The 16374-nt window shown below is 70.1% G+C and carries 13 protein-coding genes and 5 tRNA genes; 8 read left to right on the top strand and 10 right to left on the bottom strand.

The window, feature by feature from the left end; translation table 11 throughout:
• Positions 1-154: 154 nt before the first annotated feature.
• The 9 genes from B446_RS26175 to B446_RS26130 all read right to left on the bottom strand — a co-directional run bounded on the left by B446_RS26175 (position 155) and on the right by B446_RS26130 (position 4952).
• Positions 155-227 (bottom strand) — tRNA-Glu (locus B446_RS26175).
• A gap of 28 nt (positions 228-255) precedes the next feature.
• Positions 256-327, bottom strand: a tRNA-Gln gene (locus B446_RS26170).
• Positions 328-347: 20 nt separating this feature from the next.
• Positions 348-420 (bottom strand) — tRNA-Glu (locus tag B446_RS26165).
• Between the two features lie 29 nt (positions 421-449).
• Positions 450-522, bottom strand: a tRNA-Glu gene (locus tag B446_RS26160).
• 21 nt (positions 523-543) lie between these two features.
• Positions 544-615 (bottom strand) — tRNA-Gln (locus B446_RS26155).
• Between the two features lie 91 nt (positions 616-706).
• Positions 707-1438, bottom strand: coding sequence for an HAD family hydrolase (locus B446_RS26150; RefSeq protein ID WP_020942439.1), 732 nt, complete (start codon positions 1436-1438; stop codon positions 707-709).
• Between the two features lie 119 nt (positions 1439-1557).
• Entirely contained in the window at positions 1558-3051 is a 1494-nt protein-coding gene (gene gltX / locus B446_RS26145; RefSeq protein WP_078614799.1) for a glutamate--tRNA ligase, read from the bottom strand.
• Entirely contained in the window at positions 3044-3829 is a 786-nt protein-coding gene (locus B446_RS26140) for a fumarylacetoacetate hydrolase family protein (RefSeq protein WP_020942437.1), read from the bottom strand. Before B446_RS26140 ends, gltX begins: the two co-directional genes overlap by 8 nt.
• Positions 3830-4763: 934 nt before the next feature.
• Entirely contained in the window at positions 4764-4952 is a 189-nt protein-coding gene (locus B446_RS26130; protein WP_020942435.1) for a hypothetical protein, read from the bottom strand.
• A 558-nt stretch (positions 4953-5510) separates the two neighbouring features.
• On the opposite strand from B446_RS26130, the gene B446_RS26125 reads away from it, so the two are divergent.
• The 8 genes from B446_RS26125 (at position 5511) to B446_RS26090 (ending at position 16053) form a co-directional block, all read left to right on the top strand.
• The gene (locus B446_RS26125; RefSeq protein WP_106960616.1) at positions 5511-9242 is read left to right on the top strand and encodes a nitrate- and nitrite sensing domain-containing protein; all 3732 of its coding nucleotides are present in this window, start codon (positions 5511-5513) and stop codon (positions 9240-9242) included.
• Between the two features lie 9 nt (positions 9243-9251).
• Entirely contained in the window at positions 9252-9665 is a 414-nt protein-coding gene (locus B446_RS26120) for a roadblock/LC7 domain-containing protein (protein ID WP_003973453.1), read from the top strand.
• A 111-nt stretch (positions 9666-9776) separates the two neighbouring features.
• Positions 9777-10175, top strand: a complete 399-nt coding sequence (locus B446_RS26115; RefSeq protein WP_009190816.1) for a DUF742 domain-containing protein — start codon at positions 9777-9779, stop codon at positions 10173-10175.
• The gene (locus B446_RS26110; RefSeq protein WP_020942433.1) at positions 10156-10731 is read left to right on the top strand and encodes a GTP-binding protein; all 576 of its coding nucleotides are present in this window, start codon (positions 10156-10158) and stop codon (positions 10729-10731) included. The genes B446_RS26115 and B446_RS26110 overlap by 20 nt, the downstream gene beginning before the upstream one ends.
• A 381-nt stretch (positions 10732-11112) precedes the next feature.
• Positions 11113-14394, top strand: coding sequence for a nitrate- and nitrite sensing domain-containing protein (locus tag B446_RS26105; RefSeq protein ID WP_193384499.1), 3282 nt, complete (start codon positions 11113-11115; stop codon positions 14392-14394).
• Between the two features lie 10 nt (positions 14395-14404).
• A complete protein-coding gene (locus B446_RS26100; protein WP_007384910.1) occupies positions 14405-14818 on the top strand; it encodes a roadblock/LC7 domain-containing protein in 414 nt (137 codons plus the stop codon).
• A gap of 97 nt (positions 14819-14915) precedes the next feature.
• On the top strand, positions 14916-15491 hold the full coding sequence (locus B446_RS26095) for a DUF742 domain-containing protein (RefSeq protein WP_043476478.1): 576 nt from the start codon (positions 14916-14918) through the stop codon (positions 15489-15491).
• Positions 15472-16053 (top strand): GTP-binding protein, encoded by a 582-nt coding sequence (locus B446_RS26090; protein ID WP_026248371.1) that lies wholly within the window; start codon positions 15472-15474, stop codon positions 16051-16053. Before B446_RS26095 ends, B446_RS26090 begins: the two co-directional genes overlap by 20 nt.
• Positions 16054-16185: 132 nt before the next feature.
• Here the strand turns inward: B446_RS26090 and B446_RS26085 are convergent, their stop codons facing one another.
• Complete coding sequence (locus B446_RS26085) at positions 16186-16371, bottom strand: acyl-CoA carboxylase subunit epsilon (protein ID WP_020942430.1); 186 nt, start codon at positions 16369-16371, stop codon at positions 16186-16188.
• Positions 16372-16374 lie beyond the last annotated feature (3 nt).

Below are 16374 nucleotides of genomic sequence, written 5' to 3'. Positions count from 1 at the left end.
CGCGGCACCGTGCTCCGCCGGGACCGGCCGAGGCGCGTCGGCGCCCGCCGCCGGGCGGCAGGCCAAACAACTCACCCCGTACGTCGAGTTGCCGCCGCCGGCAGGCCCCGGACACGACGAAGGCCCTCCACCGAGGTGGAGGGCCTTCGTGTCGTACCCCCGACCGGATTCGAACCGGCGCTACCGCCTTGAGAGGGCGGCGTGCTAGGCCGCTACACAACGGGGGCGAGGATCTTACGTTTCCGCAGATCCGAGCTGGTCTACCTGGACTCGAACCAAGACTAACTGAACCAGAATCAGTCGTGCTGCCAATTACACCATAGACCAATGATGGTTTAGACCAGTCGTACCCCCGACCGGATTCGAACCGGCGCTACCGCCTTGAGAGGGCGGCGTGCTAGGCCGCTACACAACGGGGGCCCTAGCGATCCCGACTTGATCGAGATCAGTACCCCCGACCGGATTCGAACCGGCGCTACTGCCTTGAGAGGGCAGCGTGCTAGGCCGCTACACAACGGGGGCTTTGCAGATGAGCTCTGCGAGCTGGCCTACCTGGACTCGAACCAAGACTAACTGAACCAGAATCAGTCGTGCTGCCAATTACACCATAGGCCACTGGAACTCAAGCCCCTGAGGGGATCTCGTTCTAGTTCGCTCCCCCGGGTTCCGGCCTTTCGGCCCGCTCCCCGGCGGCGCAGGAAGAACATTACCCGAAGGTGGACGGGGCTCCAAAACGAGTATCGGAGCGGACCAGCGCGGGCAGTTCGGCCAGGGTCGAGATCCGGTGCGCCGAGACGGCGTCCGGGTCCCTCGGGTACACCCCGCCGCGGTCGATCCACACGGACAGCAGCCCGGCCTCGGCGGCGCCCCGGCCGTCGATCTCCGGGTGGTCGCCCACGTACGCCACCTGGCCCGGGGGCAGGCCGAGGGCTTCGCAGGCCGCGAGGAAGGCGCCGGGCTCGGGCTTGGAGACGCCCAGCTCGGCGGCGCACAGCACGCTCTCGAAGCGGTCGAGGAGACCGAGGGTGCGCAGCTTGTGCTCCTGGACCGTGAGGCTGGAGTTCGACAGGACGGCGTGCCGGTGGCTGCCGGCGAGGGCGTCCAGGGCGGGCAGCACGTCCGGGAAGAGCGCCCAGGCGGCCTCGTAGTGACCGATGTAACGCCGGAACCAGGCGTCCGCCTCCGCGTCGGACAGCTCCCGGTCGAGGAAGACCCGCACGCGGTCGCGGCGCTGCCCGTCGAAGGAGACCTCCCCCGCCGAGAAGCGGGCCCACTGCCGGTCGGTGATCTCCCGCCACCGTCCGAGCGCCTGCTCCGGGGTCGCGTACCCGGCGAGCAGCCCCTCGGCGGCCAGGTGGGCGCGCATGCCCTCGCGGTCGGCGGTCGTGTAGTCGAAAAGGGTGTCGTCGACGTCCCAGACGACGGCTCTGATCGTCATGACACCGACGGTAACCGGCGCGCCGCCCTCCCGTCCCCCGGATGCCGGCGACGGACGCGTGGACGCCGAGGGGCGGCACCCGGGGGTCCCGGGTGCCGCCCCTCGGCGCAGGGCGTCCGCTACGCGGCCAGCTTCGCCAGCGCCGCGTCGATGCGGGCCAGCGTCTTCTCCTTGCCCAGGACCTCGAGGGACTCGAAGAGGGGCAGGCCGACGGTGCGGCCGGTGACGGCGACGCGGACCGGCGCCTGGGCCTTGCCGAGCTTGAGGCCGTGGGCCTCACCGGCCGCCAGGACGGCCTCCTTGAGGGAGTCGGGGGACGCCCAGTCGGCCGCCTCCAGCTTCTCCCGGGCCGTGCGGAGCAGGGCGTCGGAGCCCTCCTTCATCGCCTTCGCCCAGCTCGCCTCGTCGAAGACCGGCTCCGGCAGGAACAGGAAGTCGACGTTCTCCGTGATCTCGGAGAGGACCTTCAGACGGGTCTGCGCGTGCGGCGCGATCGCCCGCCACTTGGTCTCGTCGAAGTCCTCCGGCGCCCAGGTGGCGAAGGGGGCCCTCAGCCAGGGCGCGCAGCGCTCCGTGAAGTCCTTCACGTCGAGCATCCGGATGTGGTCGGCGTTGATCGCCTCGCACTTCTTCAGGTCGAAGCGCGCCGGGTTGGGGTTCACGTCCTTGATGTCGAAGGCCGCGACCATCTCCTCGACCGAGAAAATGTCCTGGTCGGCCGAGAGCGACCAGCCGAGCAGGGACAGGTAGTTGAGCAGGCCCTCGGGCAGGAAGCCGCGCTCGCGGTAGAGGTTGAGCGAGGCCTGCGGGTCACGCTTGGAGAGCTTCTTGTTGCCCTCGCCCATCACGTAGGGCAGGTGGCCGAAGGCGGGAGTCGCCTTGGCGATGCCCAGCTCGGTCAGCGCCTTGTACAGGGCGATCTGCCGCGGGGTGGAGGAGAGCAGGTCCTCGCCGCGCAGCACGTGGGTGATCTCCATCAGCGCGTCGTCGACCGGGTTCACCAGCGTGTACAGCGGGGCGCCGTTGGCGCGGACGATGCCGTAGTCCGGCACGTTCTCCGGGAGGTACGTGATCTCGCCGCGGACCAGGTCGTCGAAGGTGATCGTCTCGTCGGGCATGCGGAAGCGGACGATCGGGGAGCGGCCCAGGGCCCGGTACTCCTCGACCTGCGCCTCGCTCAGGTCGCGGCAGTGCCCGTCGTAGCCGGACGGCTTGCCGGCGGCGCGGGCGGCCTCGCGGCGGGTGTCCAGCTCCTCCTGGGAGCAGTAGCAGTGGTAGGCGTGGCCGGCCTCGAGGAGCTTGTCGGCGACGTCCTTGTACAGGTCCATGCGCTGCGACTGCCGGTACGGCGCGTGCGGGCCGCCGACCTCGGGGCCCTCGTCCCAGTCGAAGCCCAGCCAGCGCATCGCGTCGAGGAGCTGGTTGTACGACTCCTCGGAGTCGCGGGCCGCGTCGGTGTCCTCGATGCGGAATACGAACTGAGCACCGCTGTCCCGGTGGTGGCGGGCGAACGCCCAGTTGAACAGGGCGGTGCGGACCAGGCCCACGTGGGGGTTACCGGTGGGCGAGGGGCAGAAACGGACGCGTACTGGGGAGCCGGATGCGCTAGCCACGCTTGACAACCTTGTTGGTGAGAGTGCCGATGCCTTCGATGGTGACGGCGACCTCGTCGCCGACGTTCAGGGGGCCGACCCCCGCGGGGGTGCCGGTGAGGATGACGTCGCCGGGCAGCAGGGTCATGGCCTCGGAGATGTTGACGATCAGGTCCTCGATGGGATGGATCATCTCGCTGGTGCGGCCGAGCTGGCGCTGGTCACCGTTGACGGTGAGCTGGACGGTCAGGTCGTTCGCCCGGTCGAGGTCCAGGTCCGTCTCCACCCAGGGGCCCAGCGGACAGGAGGTGTCGAAGCCCTTGGCCCGCGCCCACTGCTTCTCCCGCTTCTGCACGTCCCGGGCGGTGACGTCGTTGGCGCAGGTGTAGCCGAAGACCACGTCCTTGACGCGCTCGCGCGGGACCTCGCGGCACATGCGGCCGATGACGACGGCCAGCTCGGCCTCGTGGTGCAGTTCCTGCGAGAAGGCCGGGTACCGGATCTCGTCGCCGGGCCCGATGACCGAGGTGGAGGGCTTGAAGAAGGCGAAGGGGACGTCGGGCACCTCGTGGCCGAGCTCCCTGGCGTGGTCGGCGTAGTTGCGCCCGAACGCCACGACCTTGTTGGGGAGCACCGGAGGCAGCAGCCTGACCTTGCTCAGCGGCACCTTCGTCCCGGACAGCTCGAAGTCCGCGAACGGGATGCCCTTGATGATGTCGAGGACGAGTTCGTCCTGCTTGTCGCCCTCGACCGCGCCGAAGGCGACGTTCCCGTCGATGGAGAACCTGGCGATGCGCACGGGATCCTTGCGCCCCTTACTGAGAACCGGCGTACTGACGCCCCAGGTTAACCGGTCGGGCCGCCCGGCGTTCGGGCAGTACGGCGTGGCGACCGCGTCTTTTCCGCACCGGAAACCGGCGTACCGGAATTTCGAATTTCGCGCGTTTCCCGCCCGGGCATTCGGCGGCCTCTCCTCTTTCCGTGGCCTGAAACGCTATTGATCGGACCGGATCAGGATTTCAGTATCCCCCACGGAAAACCATCGCCGCCGTCATTCCGGCTACTGCCTGAACGAGGAGAAGGACTGCGGAATCTTCTTCTACAACAGCGGCCGGACCGGTTCCTTCACCGCATTCCGCGGCACCGGCTGCTACAAGTGGAACCGAGGCGCCGACGCGGGGCGTGTACCGCCGCGCTGCTCGCCCTGCCGGCACTCCTGGCGGGCTACGCCTCCCCCGGCCCGTCGTCCCCGGGGCCGGCACCCTCGCGGCCTACAGCTACAGCGACGCGGAGTACGCGGTCATCGAGTCCGCGCAGCAGATTCTGGCCCGCGACTGCATGAAAGGTTTCGGGCTTTCCTGCCGGCCCGTGCGGAAAAGCACCTCCGGTGCGACCTCGGACCTCCGGTACGGAATAACCGACATGACCGTCGCGGCGCGCTACGGATACCATCTGCCGCCGCAGCCGAGAGACCCCGCGCCGGAACTCGAAGCGGAGCAGCGCGACGTGCTCTACGGAAAGAAGTCCGCATTCCACGGAAAGGCGGACGCGATGCGGGACCGCGGCGTCAGGGCGCGAGGGCCGAGGCCGGGATCCAGCGCGGGATGATCCGTGAGCGGATCACGGTGCTGCGGCGGCTGCGGGACCTGCACCGGCACACAGTGAGCGCGGCCCGGAGGATCGTCTCGGGGACGTGACCCGCGGACCGCGCTCGACAGCGGGGGTGCGCTCGGCTACTCGCCGGCCGCCACGCTTGCCGGGACCTCCATCAGGACGGTGCGGCGGGGGTTGGCCGTCTGGGCGGGCAGGTCGACGGAGTGCTCCGGCAGCTCGGGCGTCTGCAGGTCGTCGGCGTCCTCGAGGTGCGCCAGCGTCGTGCGCCGCGGGTTGGCTATGTTGCGGAACATCATCGTCGTCTTCACCGTTGTCGTCCTGTTGGTCGAGACAGAGTGCTTCATCGTGTAAAGCGTCAGGCTAAACATCCGATTCCCTGCCACAGACGTGAACTCCCCATGATCTGCGTGTGAGTTTGCTCACGAACGTGGGGGCAAACCGGTCAATTCCGGCTGACAACTCTCCTCAGCGAAACGGACATTGACCCCCTGAAGCTTCCATTCCGCTCCTGATCATGGCGACTGGGACACCGGACGTGGGACGACGACTCGCAGCGGTACGCCCGTTTCGCGGGGAATCGCCCTCCACGGGTGGTGACGCCTGACTCACTACGTGTCACGGAGGTCACAGCTCGGGACACGGCCCTTGTTGGAGATCCTGCACTGTGCTGGAATTCCACGGACCGCCGCGGGATCGAGCCGGCGCGCAGGGGGCGCTACGCAGCGCCGAGTGGCGGCGAGATAGGGGGAGCCTGCGCCGGTCACTCAAGACCACCCGGAGGGCGCATTCAGGGCGCTCTTCAATACGCCGACACCGTGTCCCTCCGTTCAACCGGAGGGGCGCCTGGTCCAGAGGTTGCGACGCTAGTGCAGGGACGTTTCAAGAGGGATGGCAGCGCTTCGGCGGAGCCGGAGTCGCACGACGGGACTGGCCCGATGAAGGGCAGCTCCTCGCCCCAGCACGCCCAGAACCCGGGCTCGGCGCCGGCCGGTGACGGCGGTGAGCGCCCCGGGCGCTCCGGCGTCTCGGCCCTGACGGGTCCGCCGGGCTCCACGAAGAACAAGACCACGAACCCGACGCCGGACGTGCAGTCCCCCAAGGCCCCGACCGGCCCCGGCTCGCGCCTGGCCCTGCGCAACTGGCGCATCTCCACGCGTCTGGTCTCGCTGCTCGCGCTCCCGGTCGTCGCGGCGACCTCGCTGGGCGCGCTGCGCATCGACCAGAACGTGACCGACATCCAGCAGCTCGACAACATGAAGCTGCTGACGGACATGACCAAGCAGGCCACCGAGCTGGCCATGGCGCTGCAGGACGAGCGTGACCAGTCCGCCGGCCCCCTGTCGCACGGCGTCACGACGACCTACGAGGTCAAGGGCTACGAGGACAAGACCGACCGGGCCCGCGAGAACTTCCTCAACGCCTCCGAGCAGATCGACGAGGCCAGCAAGAACGGCAACCTGCAGGGCGTCCGCGACACCCTGGTGAGCCTCGCCAACCAGCTGGACGACCTGGCCAAGATCCGCCGGACCGCCTACCAGTCGAAGAACAACTCGACGCAGACGGTCGAGGCCTACCACCGGCTGATCACCCAGCTGATCGACCTCTCCCAGTCCATGGCGGAGGCGTCCAGCAACCCGGAGATGATCTCCCGTACCCGTGCCCTGGCGGCGTTCTCGGCCGCCAAGGAGTACGCCTCGGTGCAGCGCGCCGTCATCGCCGCGGCCCTCACCTCCAGCAACACCTCCAAGGGCCACCTCTCGGACAACGACCGCCTCTACGGCCAGTCGGCGTACGAGAGCGAGAACTCCCAGATCGCGATCTTCCGGAAGATCTACAGCGCCCAGAACCCGGACGCGCTGCTCAAGCCGATCGAGGAGAACAACCCGACCATCCAGGCCGCGGACCTCTACGCCAAGCGGACCTTCGAGTCCCGCGACGGCCTCGACGGTCTGCCGGCGCGGTCCTACCGCGACTGGGTGGACGACAGCACCTCCAAGATCCAGCAGATGAAGAACATCGAGCACACGCTGCTCGAGGACATGGAGCAGAAGGCCCGCGAGCTGAAGTCGTCCAAGGAACAGGACGCGATCATCTCCGGTGTCCTGATCCTGATCGTCCTCGGCATCTCGCTCGTCGGCGCGTTCGTCGTGGCCCGGTCCATGATCCGCTCGCTGCGCCGGCTGCAGGACACCGCCACGAAGGTCGCCCAGGACCGGCTGCCCGAGCTGGTCAAGCAGCTCTCCGAGGCCGACCCGCAGGACGTCGACACGTCCGTGGAGTCGGTCGGTGTGCACTCCCGGGACGAGATCGGCCAGGTGGCCGCGGCCTTCGACGACGTGCACCGCGAGGCCGTCCGCCTCGCCGCCGAGCAGGCCCTGCTGCGGGGCAACGTCAACGCGATGTTCACCAACCTCTCGCGCCGCTCCCAGGGCCTCATCCAGCGCCAGCTCTCGCTCATCTCCGAGCTGGAGTCCCGCGAGGCCGACCCGGACCAGCTCTCCTCGCTGTTCAAGCTCGACCACCTCGCGACCCGCATGCGCCGTAACGGTGAGAACCTCCTCGTCCTCGCCGGTGAGGAGCCCGGCCGGCGCTGGACCCGCCCGGTCCCGCTGGTCGACGTGCTCCGCGCCGCCGCGTCCGAGGTGGAGCAGTACGAGCGCATCGAGCTGGCCGCCGTGCCGACGACCGAGGTCGCCGGCCGCGTGGTCAACGACCTCGTGCACCTCCTCGCCGAGCTGCTCGAGAACGCGACCTCCTTCTCCTCACCGCAGACCAAGGTCAAGGTCACCGGTCACGCGCTGCCCGACGGCCGTGTGCTGATCGAGATCCACGACACCGGTATCGGTCTCTCCCCCGAGGACCTCGCGGCGATCAACGAGCGGCTCGCCTCGCCGCCCACCGTGGACGTCTCGGTCTCCCGCCGCATGGGTCTGTTCGTGGTCGGTCGTCTGTCGCAGCGTCACGGCATCCGCATCCAGCTCCGGCCGTCCGACTCCGGTGGTACGACCGCGCTGGTCATGCTGCCGGTGGACGTCGCCCAGGGCGGCAAGAAGCCCGCTCCCGGCAAGCCCGGCGCGCCCGCCTCCACCGGTGGCCCGGCCGCCGCGCAGGCCGCGGCCGGTGCCGCGGCCGCCCGCCGCAGCAACGGCAACAACGGCGCGGGCGGTCCCGCGGGTGCCCCCGGTGGCGCCCTCGGCGGCACGCCGTCGGCCGGCCACCTCGGCGCGGGCCAGGGCCCGCGCGGCCAGGTCGGCGCCGCCCAGGGCCCCCGGGCCGCGCTGCCCGGTGCCGGCCAGGGCGGCCGTCCCGGCGCGCCCGGTGGCGCGCGCGGTCCCCAGGGTCCCGGTCAGCAGGGCCGGCCGGCCCCGGCGGGTGCCGGCGGCTTCGGCGCCCAGCAGGGTCAGCAGCCCGCGGGCTCCCAGGACCTCTTCGGCGGACGTGGCCAGGCCCCGCAGCGCGGCGGTGCCGCGGACCAGGGCAGGCAGCCGCAGCTCGCGCCGCGCGGCGGCCCGCGGGCCGAGCTGCCCGGCGGCAACCCGCCCGCGCCCCGCACCCCGGACTGGAGCGACAACGCCCAGGCCCCGGTCTCCCGTGCCTCGCTGGACGCCCCGCGCGGCCACGACGAGCAGGACGCGGCGCACACCGGGCGCGTACCGCGCGGCGACGACCGGCAGGGTCCGGGCTCGACCACGCAGATGCCGCGCATCGACGCCCAGGGTCCGGGCTCGACGGGTGAGTTCCCCCGCCCCGACCTCGGTACGGCCGGCTCCACCGGCCAGTTCGCGCGCCCCGGTGCCGAAGCCCCGCAGCAGCAGACCGGCCAGTTCGCCCAGTACGGCCAGCAGGACAACGGTCAGTACGGGCAGCAGGGCGGCGGCCAGTTCACCCGCTCGGACGTGTACGGCACGCCGGCGCAGCAGGACCCGCAGAGCACGGGCCAGTTCCCGGTCCCGCAGAACTACGACGCGGGCTTCGACGGCGGCTCGACCGGGCAGCACGCGCTGCCCGGCCGGCCGGACCAGGGTCCCGCGGGCACCGGTCAGTTCGAGCGTCCGCAGCCGGGTGGCCGTGCCGACTTCGGCGCCCCGCGCCGGCCGGCCCCGCAGCGTCCGGTCCGCCAGGAGCCGGAGGCGCTGCCGCCGGCCAGCGGTCCCGGCGACGGCCGTACCCCGCTGTTCGACACGCTGGAGACCAACTGGTTCCACGGCCAGCAGGGTCAGCAGGGTGGTCAGCAGCCGGACAACACCCCGGTGCCCGCTCCTCAGCAGCAGGCACCGGCCCCTCAGCGCCCGGCCTCCACGACCGGGTCATGGCGCACTTCGCCGAACGACGAACTCGTCCGTCAGGCGGAGCGCGTACGACAGCCCGCGGCGGGCGGCATCACCACCTCCGGCCTGCCGCGCCGGGTGCCCCGGGCGAACCTCGTCCCGGGCACGGCTCAGCAGCAACAGCACCAAGCCGGTCCGCAGGTCTCGCGTGCGCCTGACGACGTACGCGGCCGGCTGACCAATCTCCGTCGGGGCATCGCACAGGGCCGCCAGGCCGGCAACGGCCAGACCGGCAGCTTCCCCAGCCCCACTCACCAGCAGGAGCGTTAGTTGAGTCCGATGAGCCAGGCGGCACAGAACCTGAACTGGTTGATCACCAACTTCGTGGACAACACCCCCGGGGTGTCCCACACCGTGGTGGTCTCCGCCGACGGCCTTCTGCTGGCGATGTCCGAAGGCTTTCCGCGCGACCGCGCGGACCAGCTCGCGGCCGTCGCGTCCGGGTTGACCTCCCTCACGGCCGGGGCCTCCCGGATCTTCGAGGGCGGCAACGTGGCCCAGACGGTCGTGGAGATGGAGCGCGGCTTCCTCTTCCTGATGTCCGTCTCGGACGGGTCGTCCCTCGCGGTCCTGGCCCACCCCGAGTGCGACATCGGTCTGGTCGGCTACGAGATGGCCCTGCTCGTCGACCGCGCGGGTGCGGTACTGACCCCGGACCTGCGCGCCGAACTCCAGGGCAGTCTGCTCCACTGACCCGCTCCGGCACCACCCACCTCACGAAAACACCGTCCGGCCGCCACAATCCCCCCACCGGCCCCGTCAGACGGCACGACTGACCGACTTGCTGTCCCGCCCGGAGGATTCATGACCCCGCCCACCGCCCATCATGATCCGTACGCCGAGCCGTACGGGGATGAGGGCGACCAGCCGCTGGTGAGGCCGTACGCGATGACCGGCGGCCGGACCCGGCCGCGGTACCAGCTGGCCATCGAGGCACTGATCAGCACCACGGCCGACCCGGCAGCCCTGATGGGACTCCTTCCGGAGCACCAGCGCATCTGCCACCTGTGCCGGGAGGTCAAGTCGGTCGCGGAGGTCTCCGCGCTGCTGGCCATGCCGCTCGGTGTGGCCCGGATCCTGGTCGCCGACCTCGCCGAGGCCGGCCTGGTCGCCATCCACCAGCCTGGTGGCGACGAGAACAACGGCGGCGCTCCGGACGTGACGCTGCTCGAAAGGGTGCTCAGTGGACTTCGCAAGCTCTGACGGGGGCCGGGCCACCACCTCCGCGAAGATCGTGGTGGCGGGCGGCTTCGGCGTGGGCAAGACCACGTTCGTCGGCGCCGTCTCGGAGATCAACCCGCTGCGTACGGAGGCCGTCATGACGTCCGCCTCGGCGGGCATCGACGACCTCACCCACACCGGGGACAAGACCACCACCACGGTGGCCATGGACTTCGGCCGCATCACCCTGGACCAGGACCTGATCCTGTACCTGTTCGGTACGCCGGGCCAGGACCGCTTCTGGTTCATGTGGGACGACCTGGTCCGCGGCGCCATCGGCGCGGTGGTCCTGGTGGACACCCGCCGTCTCGCCGACTGCTTCCCGGCGGTGGACTACTTCGAGAACAGCGGCCTGCCGTTCGTCATCGCCCTCAACGGCTTCGACGGACAGCAGCCGTACACCCCGGAGGAAGTGCGCGAGGCGCTGCAGATCGGTCCCGACGCCCCGATCATCACGACCGACGCCCGCCACCGCGCGGACGCCAAGAGCGCGCTGATCACGCTGGTGGAGCACGCCCTGATGGCACGCCTGCGGTAGCACCCAAGTTCGACATGTCGTACGGCAGTTGTCGTAGGACCCTCGGAGCCGGCTGTGGCCTTGCACACGGTCGGCTCCGGTGTTCATAACAGTTCGGCAGAGGAATCCCCCGGCGTCACCACGCGACGCGGTCGAGCGGTGCCGCTGTGCGCACGAATGCCCCGCCTTTTGGCGGGGCTCGCTCTTTATGACCGTTTTATCTGGGGCTTACAAGAGCGTCGATCAGGTGTTTCCACTGTTTGGAAGTGCGCTGGTCCACGTGCTGGAATGCCTGAACTGCCCATTAGTCAAAGACGTACCTACCGAGTGGTCGAAGACGAACCGGGCTCTGAGAGACTGCGGCACGACGTAGGTGCCGACCGCCGAGAGGTTGTTGGTCGAGTGAGGCGAAGCAAGAACGGTCCCGAGCCGTCGGCGCGGGGCAACTTCACCCCGCCGCCGCGCGCTGCGGCGCCCACCGCTGTGCCCGGTGCGGAGCCGGCGGCCACGCCCGCGAAGAGCGGTGGCCGGTTCTCCCCGCGCAACTGGCGGGTGCCTACCAGGCTGAACGCGATTCTGCTCATACCCGTGGTGGTCGGCCTCGTCATGGGCGGCTTCCAGGTGAAGAGCTCGATCGACACCTGGCAGCAGGCCCGCGACGCGGAGAACACCGCCCGTCTGGTGCGTGCCGCGCTCTCCTACGCCGACGCCCTCGAGAACGAGCGTGACGTCACGGCGGCACCCCTGCTGCTGGGCAACGACAAGAACACCGTCACCGCCGCCCGCAAGGCCACGGACCAGGCCGCCGACGCCTTCACCCAGGCCGCGCAGGACATGCCGGACAAGCCCGGTCTGAAGCGCCGGCTGCAGCTGTTCCGCAAGGCGGAGCCCCAGCTGCAGACGCTGCGCCAGATCGCGTACACCTCCAAGGTGCACGGCGTGCAGACCGAAGAGGGCTACGTCGAGGTCAGCCACCCCCTGATGGAGTTCGCCAACGAGCTCGGTCTGGGCACCGGCAACATCACCTCCTACGGCCGTACCGTCTACGCCATCTCCCTCACCAAGGCGGCGCTCTCGCTGGAGCGGTCGATCGGCACCCACCTGCTGGTCAACCCCGGCCCGGACGCCGGGAACCTGGCGACGCAGCGCGTCTCCCTGTCCTCGTACGCCTACCTGGAGCGCATCGCCCTGGAGGAGTACCTCGGCGGTGGCACCGACCAGGACGCGCAGAACCTGGCCGACGCCCAGGCGAAGATCAAGACGGACGGCGCCGCGCTGGTCCAGCAGCAGAAGCAGCAGGACCCGAAGTACGTCGCCCCGCCGTCGGACCCGGCCAAGATGGTCGCGGCGCTGGCCACGATGAAGGACACCAGCCCGCTCACCCGCCAGGCCATGGCCACCAAGGGCATCACCGCCAAGAACTGGTTCGCGGTGAACTCGCTCAAGTACAAGGCCTACCGCCAGATCGAGTCGAACCTCGCCGAGAAGGCGGTGAACGAGGCCTCCGGCATCGCCGACGACGCCAAGACCTCCGCGATCATCACCGGTGCGGTCGTCGTGGTCGCCCTGCTCCTCGCGTTCATCCTGGCCGGCGCCGTGGCCCGGCAGATGAGCCGCTCGATGCGCCAGCTGCGCAACGCGGCCTTCGGCATCGCCGAGCAGCGCCTGCCGATGCTGGTCGACCAGCTCTCCCGCACCGACCCCGGCCGGGTCGACACCCGGGTCGCGCCGATCCCGATCAACTCCACGGACGAGATCGGCGAGGTCGCCCGCGCCTTCGACCAGGTCCACCGCGAGGCCGTCCGGCTCGCCGCCGAACAGGCCCTGCTGCGGGGCAACATCAACGCGATCTTCACCAACCTCTCGCGCCGCAACCAGTCGCTGATCGAGGGCCAGCTGACCCTGATCACCGACCTGGAGAACAACGAGGCCGACCCGGACCAGCTGGAGAACCTCTTCCGCCTGGACCACCTCGCGACCCGTATGCGCCGCAACGGCGAGAACCTCCTGGTCCTCGCGGGCGAGGAGCCCGGCCGCCGCTGGGACCAGCCGGTCCCGCTGGTGGACGTCCTGCGCGCCGCCTCCTCCGAGGTGGAGCAGTACGAGCGCATCGAGCTGTCCGGCGTGCCGGAGGCCGAGATCCACGGCCGCGCGGTCACCGACCTCGTGCACCTGCTGGCCGAGCTGCTGGAGAACGCCACCACGTTCTCCTCCCCGCAGACCAAGGTCCGCGTCACCGCGACCCGTCTCCCCGACGGCCGCGTGATGATCGAGATCCACGACAAGGGCATCGGCCTGACGGCCGAGGACTTCGCGGACATCAACCACAAGCTGGCCAACCCGCCGACCGTGGACGCCGCGATCTCGCAGCGCATGGGCCTGTTCGTGGTCGGCCGACTGTCCGACCGGCACGGCATCCGCGTCCAGCTCCGCCCCTCGGGCGAGCAGGCCGGTACGACCTCCCTGGTCATGCTGCCGGACGCGATCACGCACGGCGGTGGCGGCGAGACGCCGCTGGACCGCGAGGAGTTCACGGTCTCGCAGATCATCCCGGAGCAGCAGTTCCAGGGTGAGAGCTTCGCCCAGCCCCAGATGGAACCGATGCGCACAGCGGCGGAACTGGGCTTCGACGACAGCCGGTACACCGACGTCCCCGACGACATCCGTGACCTGGACCCCGTCGGCCGCTCCCTGATGCGTGAGGAGCGCCGTGCGGCCCTGGAGGCCCAGTCCCACGGGCAGCCGCACCCGGAGGGCGACGAGCAGTCCGGGTACCGGGACGAGTTCGAGGCGATGCGTGCCTTCGACGGCGGCGAGCCGGGCTTCCCCGAGCAGCAGGCGTACCCGCAGCAGACGCAGCAGTCGTACCCGCAGCAGTCGTACGAGGAGCAGCAGCGCACCGCGTACGAGGAGCCGTACGAGAAGTCGTACGACGAGCAGTACTACGCGCAGAACGGTGACGCCTCGCGGAACGACGGCTTCGCCGCGAACGGCGCCGGCTACCCCGAGCCCTCGTATGCGGAACCGGCCCAGGAGGAGCACGCGTCCTCGCGTGACTCCGCGTCCGACGGCTTCGGCTCCTACGGTGCCCAGTCGTACCAGGACGACTGGCCGCAGCAGAACAACTACCAGAACGGCTACCCGGCCCAGTACGCTCCGGAAGCGGAATCCCCGCAGGCCGGTGACGCGGGCGAGCGGAACCACGTAGGCTTCGACCGTCCGGGAACGGCCTCATCCGCCGCCCAGGGCCTGACCGACGCCGGTCTGCCCCGCCGCGGAGCCCCCGCGAGCGGCTCCGGCGGGTCGTCGAGTGCCGCGAACGGCACGGCGCGCGTGCAGCAGGAAGCGCCGGCTCCGGCGGCGGGCAAGAGCCCGGCGACGGGCGGCGACAACGGCTGGCGCTCGGCCAACGACGAGCGCTGGCAGCAGGCTTCGCAGCTTCGCAAGCCCAAGGCGGGCGGAGTCACCGCCTCCGGTCTGCCGCGGCGGGTACCCAAGGCCAACCTGGTCGAGGGCACCGCCGAGAGCACCCCTCAGGGAGGCCCACAGGTCTCCCGCGCCCCGGAGGACGTCCGGGGCAGGCTGAGCAACCTGCGTCGAGGCGTCCAGCGCGGACGCAACGCAGGCAGTGAAACGAACGGCCAGGGCTTCGGTCCTGACAGCACCTACAACCAGGAGCGTTAGTGTGAGCCCGATGAGCCAGGCGGCACAGAACCTGAACTGGTTGATCACCAACTTCGTGGACAACACCCCGGGGGTGTCCCACACGGTGGTGGTCTCCGCCGACGGACTCCTTCTGGCGATGTCCGAAGGCTTCCCCCGCGACCGTGCCGACCAGCTGGCAGCTGTCGCGTCCGGTCTGACCTCGCTGACCGCCGGTGCCTCGCGCATCTTCGAGGGCGGCGCCGTGAACCAGACAGTTGTGGAGATGGAGCGGGGATTCCTCTTCATCATGTCCGTTTCCGATGGTTCCTCGCTCGCAGTCCTGGCACACCCGGAGGCGGACATCGGCCTCATCGGGTACGAGATGGCCCTTCTGGTGGACCGCGCGGGCTCGGTCCTGACCCCGGATCTGCGTGCGGAACTCCAGGGAAGCCTTCTCAACTAACAGACCAACGGTGCGAATACACGTCCCGGGGCCGTAAGGTTTCGGGACGCGGCTCCACACGGATGGGTGCCCGGCGCAGTCGGAGGAGGAGAAGAGAGTGGCAACACCCCCAGGCGGTTCCAATTCGGGAAACTGGTCGTACGGTCCTGCACAGGGTCACGGCGACGGTTCCCAGAACCCGAACCGTTACAACTTCCCCTCCGCGCCCAGCCACCGGCAGCCGTACGCGCCGCAGGGCCCCGGTCCGTCTCCGTACGACCAGCCGCCGGCCCCGCGCATCCAGCCGGTGCAGCCGCAGCGCCGCCCCGAGCCGGCGCCCGCGGCCGCAGCGAACAACCCCCTGGTGCGTCCGTACGCCATGACCGGCGGCCGGACCCGCCCGCGCTACCAGCTCGCCATCGAGGCACTGGTGCACACCACCGCCGCTCCGCACCAGATGCAGGGTCAGTTGCCCGAGCATCAGCGGATCTGCAACCTGTGCCGGGAGATCAAGTCGGTGGCCGAGGTCTCGGCCCTGCTCACGATCCCCCTCGGCGTCGCCAGGATTCTCGTCGCCGACTTGGCGGAGGCGGGCCTGGTCGCCATCCATCAGCCCGGCGGCGACGAGAACGCCGGTGGCCAGCCAGACGTGACACTGCTCGAAAGGGTGCTCAGTGGACTTCGCAAGCTCTAGCGGCGGTCCTTCCCGCTCCACCACCTCCGCGAAGATCGTGGTGGCGGGCGGCTTCGGCGTGGGCAAGACCACGTTCGTCGGCGCCGTCTCGGAGATCAACCCGCTGCGCACAGAGGCCGTCATGACGTCCGCGTCGGCCGGTATCGACGACCTCACCCACACCGGGGACAAGACCACGACGACCGTGGCCATGGACTTCGGCCGCATCACCCTGGACCAGGACCTGATCCTGTACCTGTTCGGTACGCCGGGCCAGGACCGCTTCTGGTTCATGTGGGACGACCTGGTCCGCGGCGCCATCGGCGCGATCGTGCTCGTGGACACCCGCCGTCTCGCCGACTGCTTCCCGGCGGTCGACTACTTCGAGAACAGCGGCCTGCCGTTCGTCATCGCCCTCAACGGCTTCGACGGCAACCAGCCGTACAATCCCGACGAGGTCCGTGAGGCCCTGCAGATCGGCCCCGACACCCCGATCATCACGACCGACGCCCGCCACCGCGCGGACGCCAAGTCGGCGCTGATCACTCTCGTCGAGCACGCGCTGATGGCCCGCCTGCGCTAGCGGCCGCCCGCGTTCGTCCCCAGGGGCCCTCTCCGTACGGAGAGGGCCCCTGTGCCGTACGTGCGCCCCGTGGGGACGCCGAAGCCCCGCCCTCCCGGAGGAGTGGCGGGGCTTCGTGCGCGCTGGGGAGGCTCAGTGCCAGCTGTGGGGTGCCCGGAAGCCGGGCTCGCGCTCCAGCCGGCGCCAGCCGGCCCTGGCGCGGCCGTGGTGGACGGGCGCCTCCGGCTGGGCGGCCGCACGGGCCAGGAGGACGGCCGTGATGGCGGCGACCTCCTCGGGCTCGGCGTGGCCCTTCTCGACGCGGATGTCAGTGTTCATGGA

The organism is Streptomyces collinus Tu 365, assembly GCF_000444875.1.
GTDB lineage: Bacteria > Actinomycetota > Actinomycetes > Streptomycetales > Streptomycetaceae > Streptomyces > Streptomyces collinus_A.
This window is presented reverse-complemented; position numbering and strand designations above follow the sequence as displayed.

Bases quoted from the DNA above. Each gene is read 5' to 3' on its own strand.
- B446_RS26115 (WP_009190816.1), top strand. From the start codon at position 9,777: ATGACCCCGCCCACCGCCCATCATGATCCGTACGCCGAGCCGTACGGG.
- B446_RS26085 (WP_020942430.1), bottom strand. From the start codon at position 16,371: ATGAACACTGACATCCGCGTCGAGAAGGGCCACGCCGAGCCCGAGGAG.
- B446_RS26120 (WP_003973453.1), top strand. From the start codon at position 9,252: ATGAGCCAGGCGGCACAGAACCTGAACTGGTTGATCACCAACTTCGTG.
- B446_RS26150 (WP_020942439.1), bottom strand. From the start codon at position 1,438: ATGACGATCAGAGCCGTCGTCTGGGACGTCGACGACACCCTTTTCGAC.
- B446_RS26100 (WP_007384910.1), top strand. From the start codon at position 14,405: ATGAGCCAGGCGGCACAGAACCTGAACTGGTTGATCACCAACTTCGTG.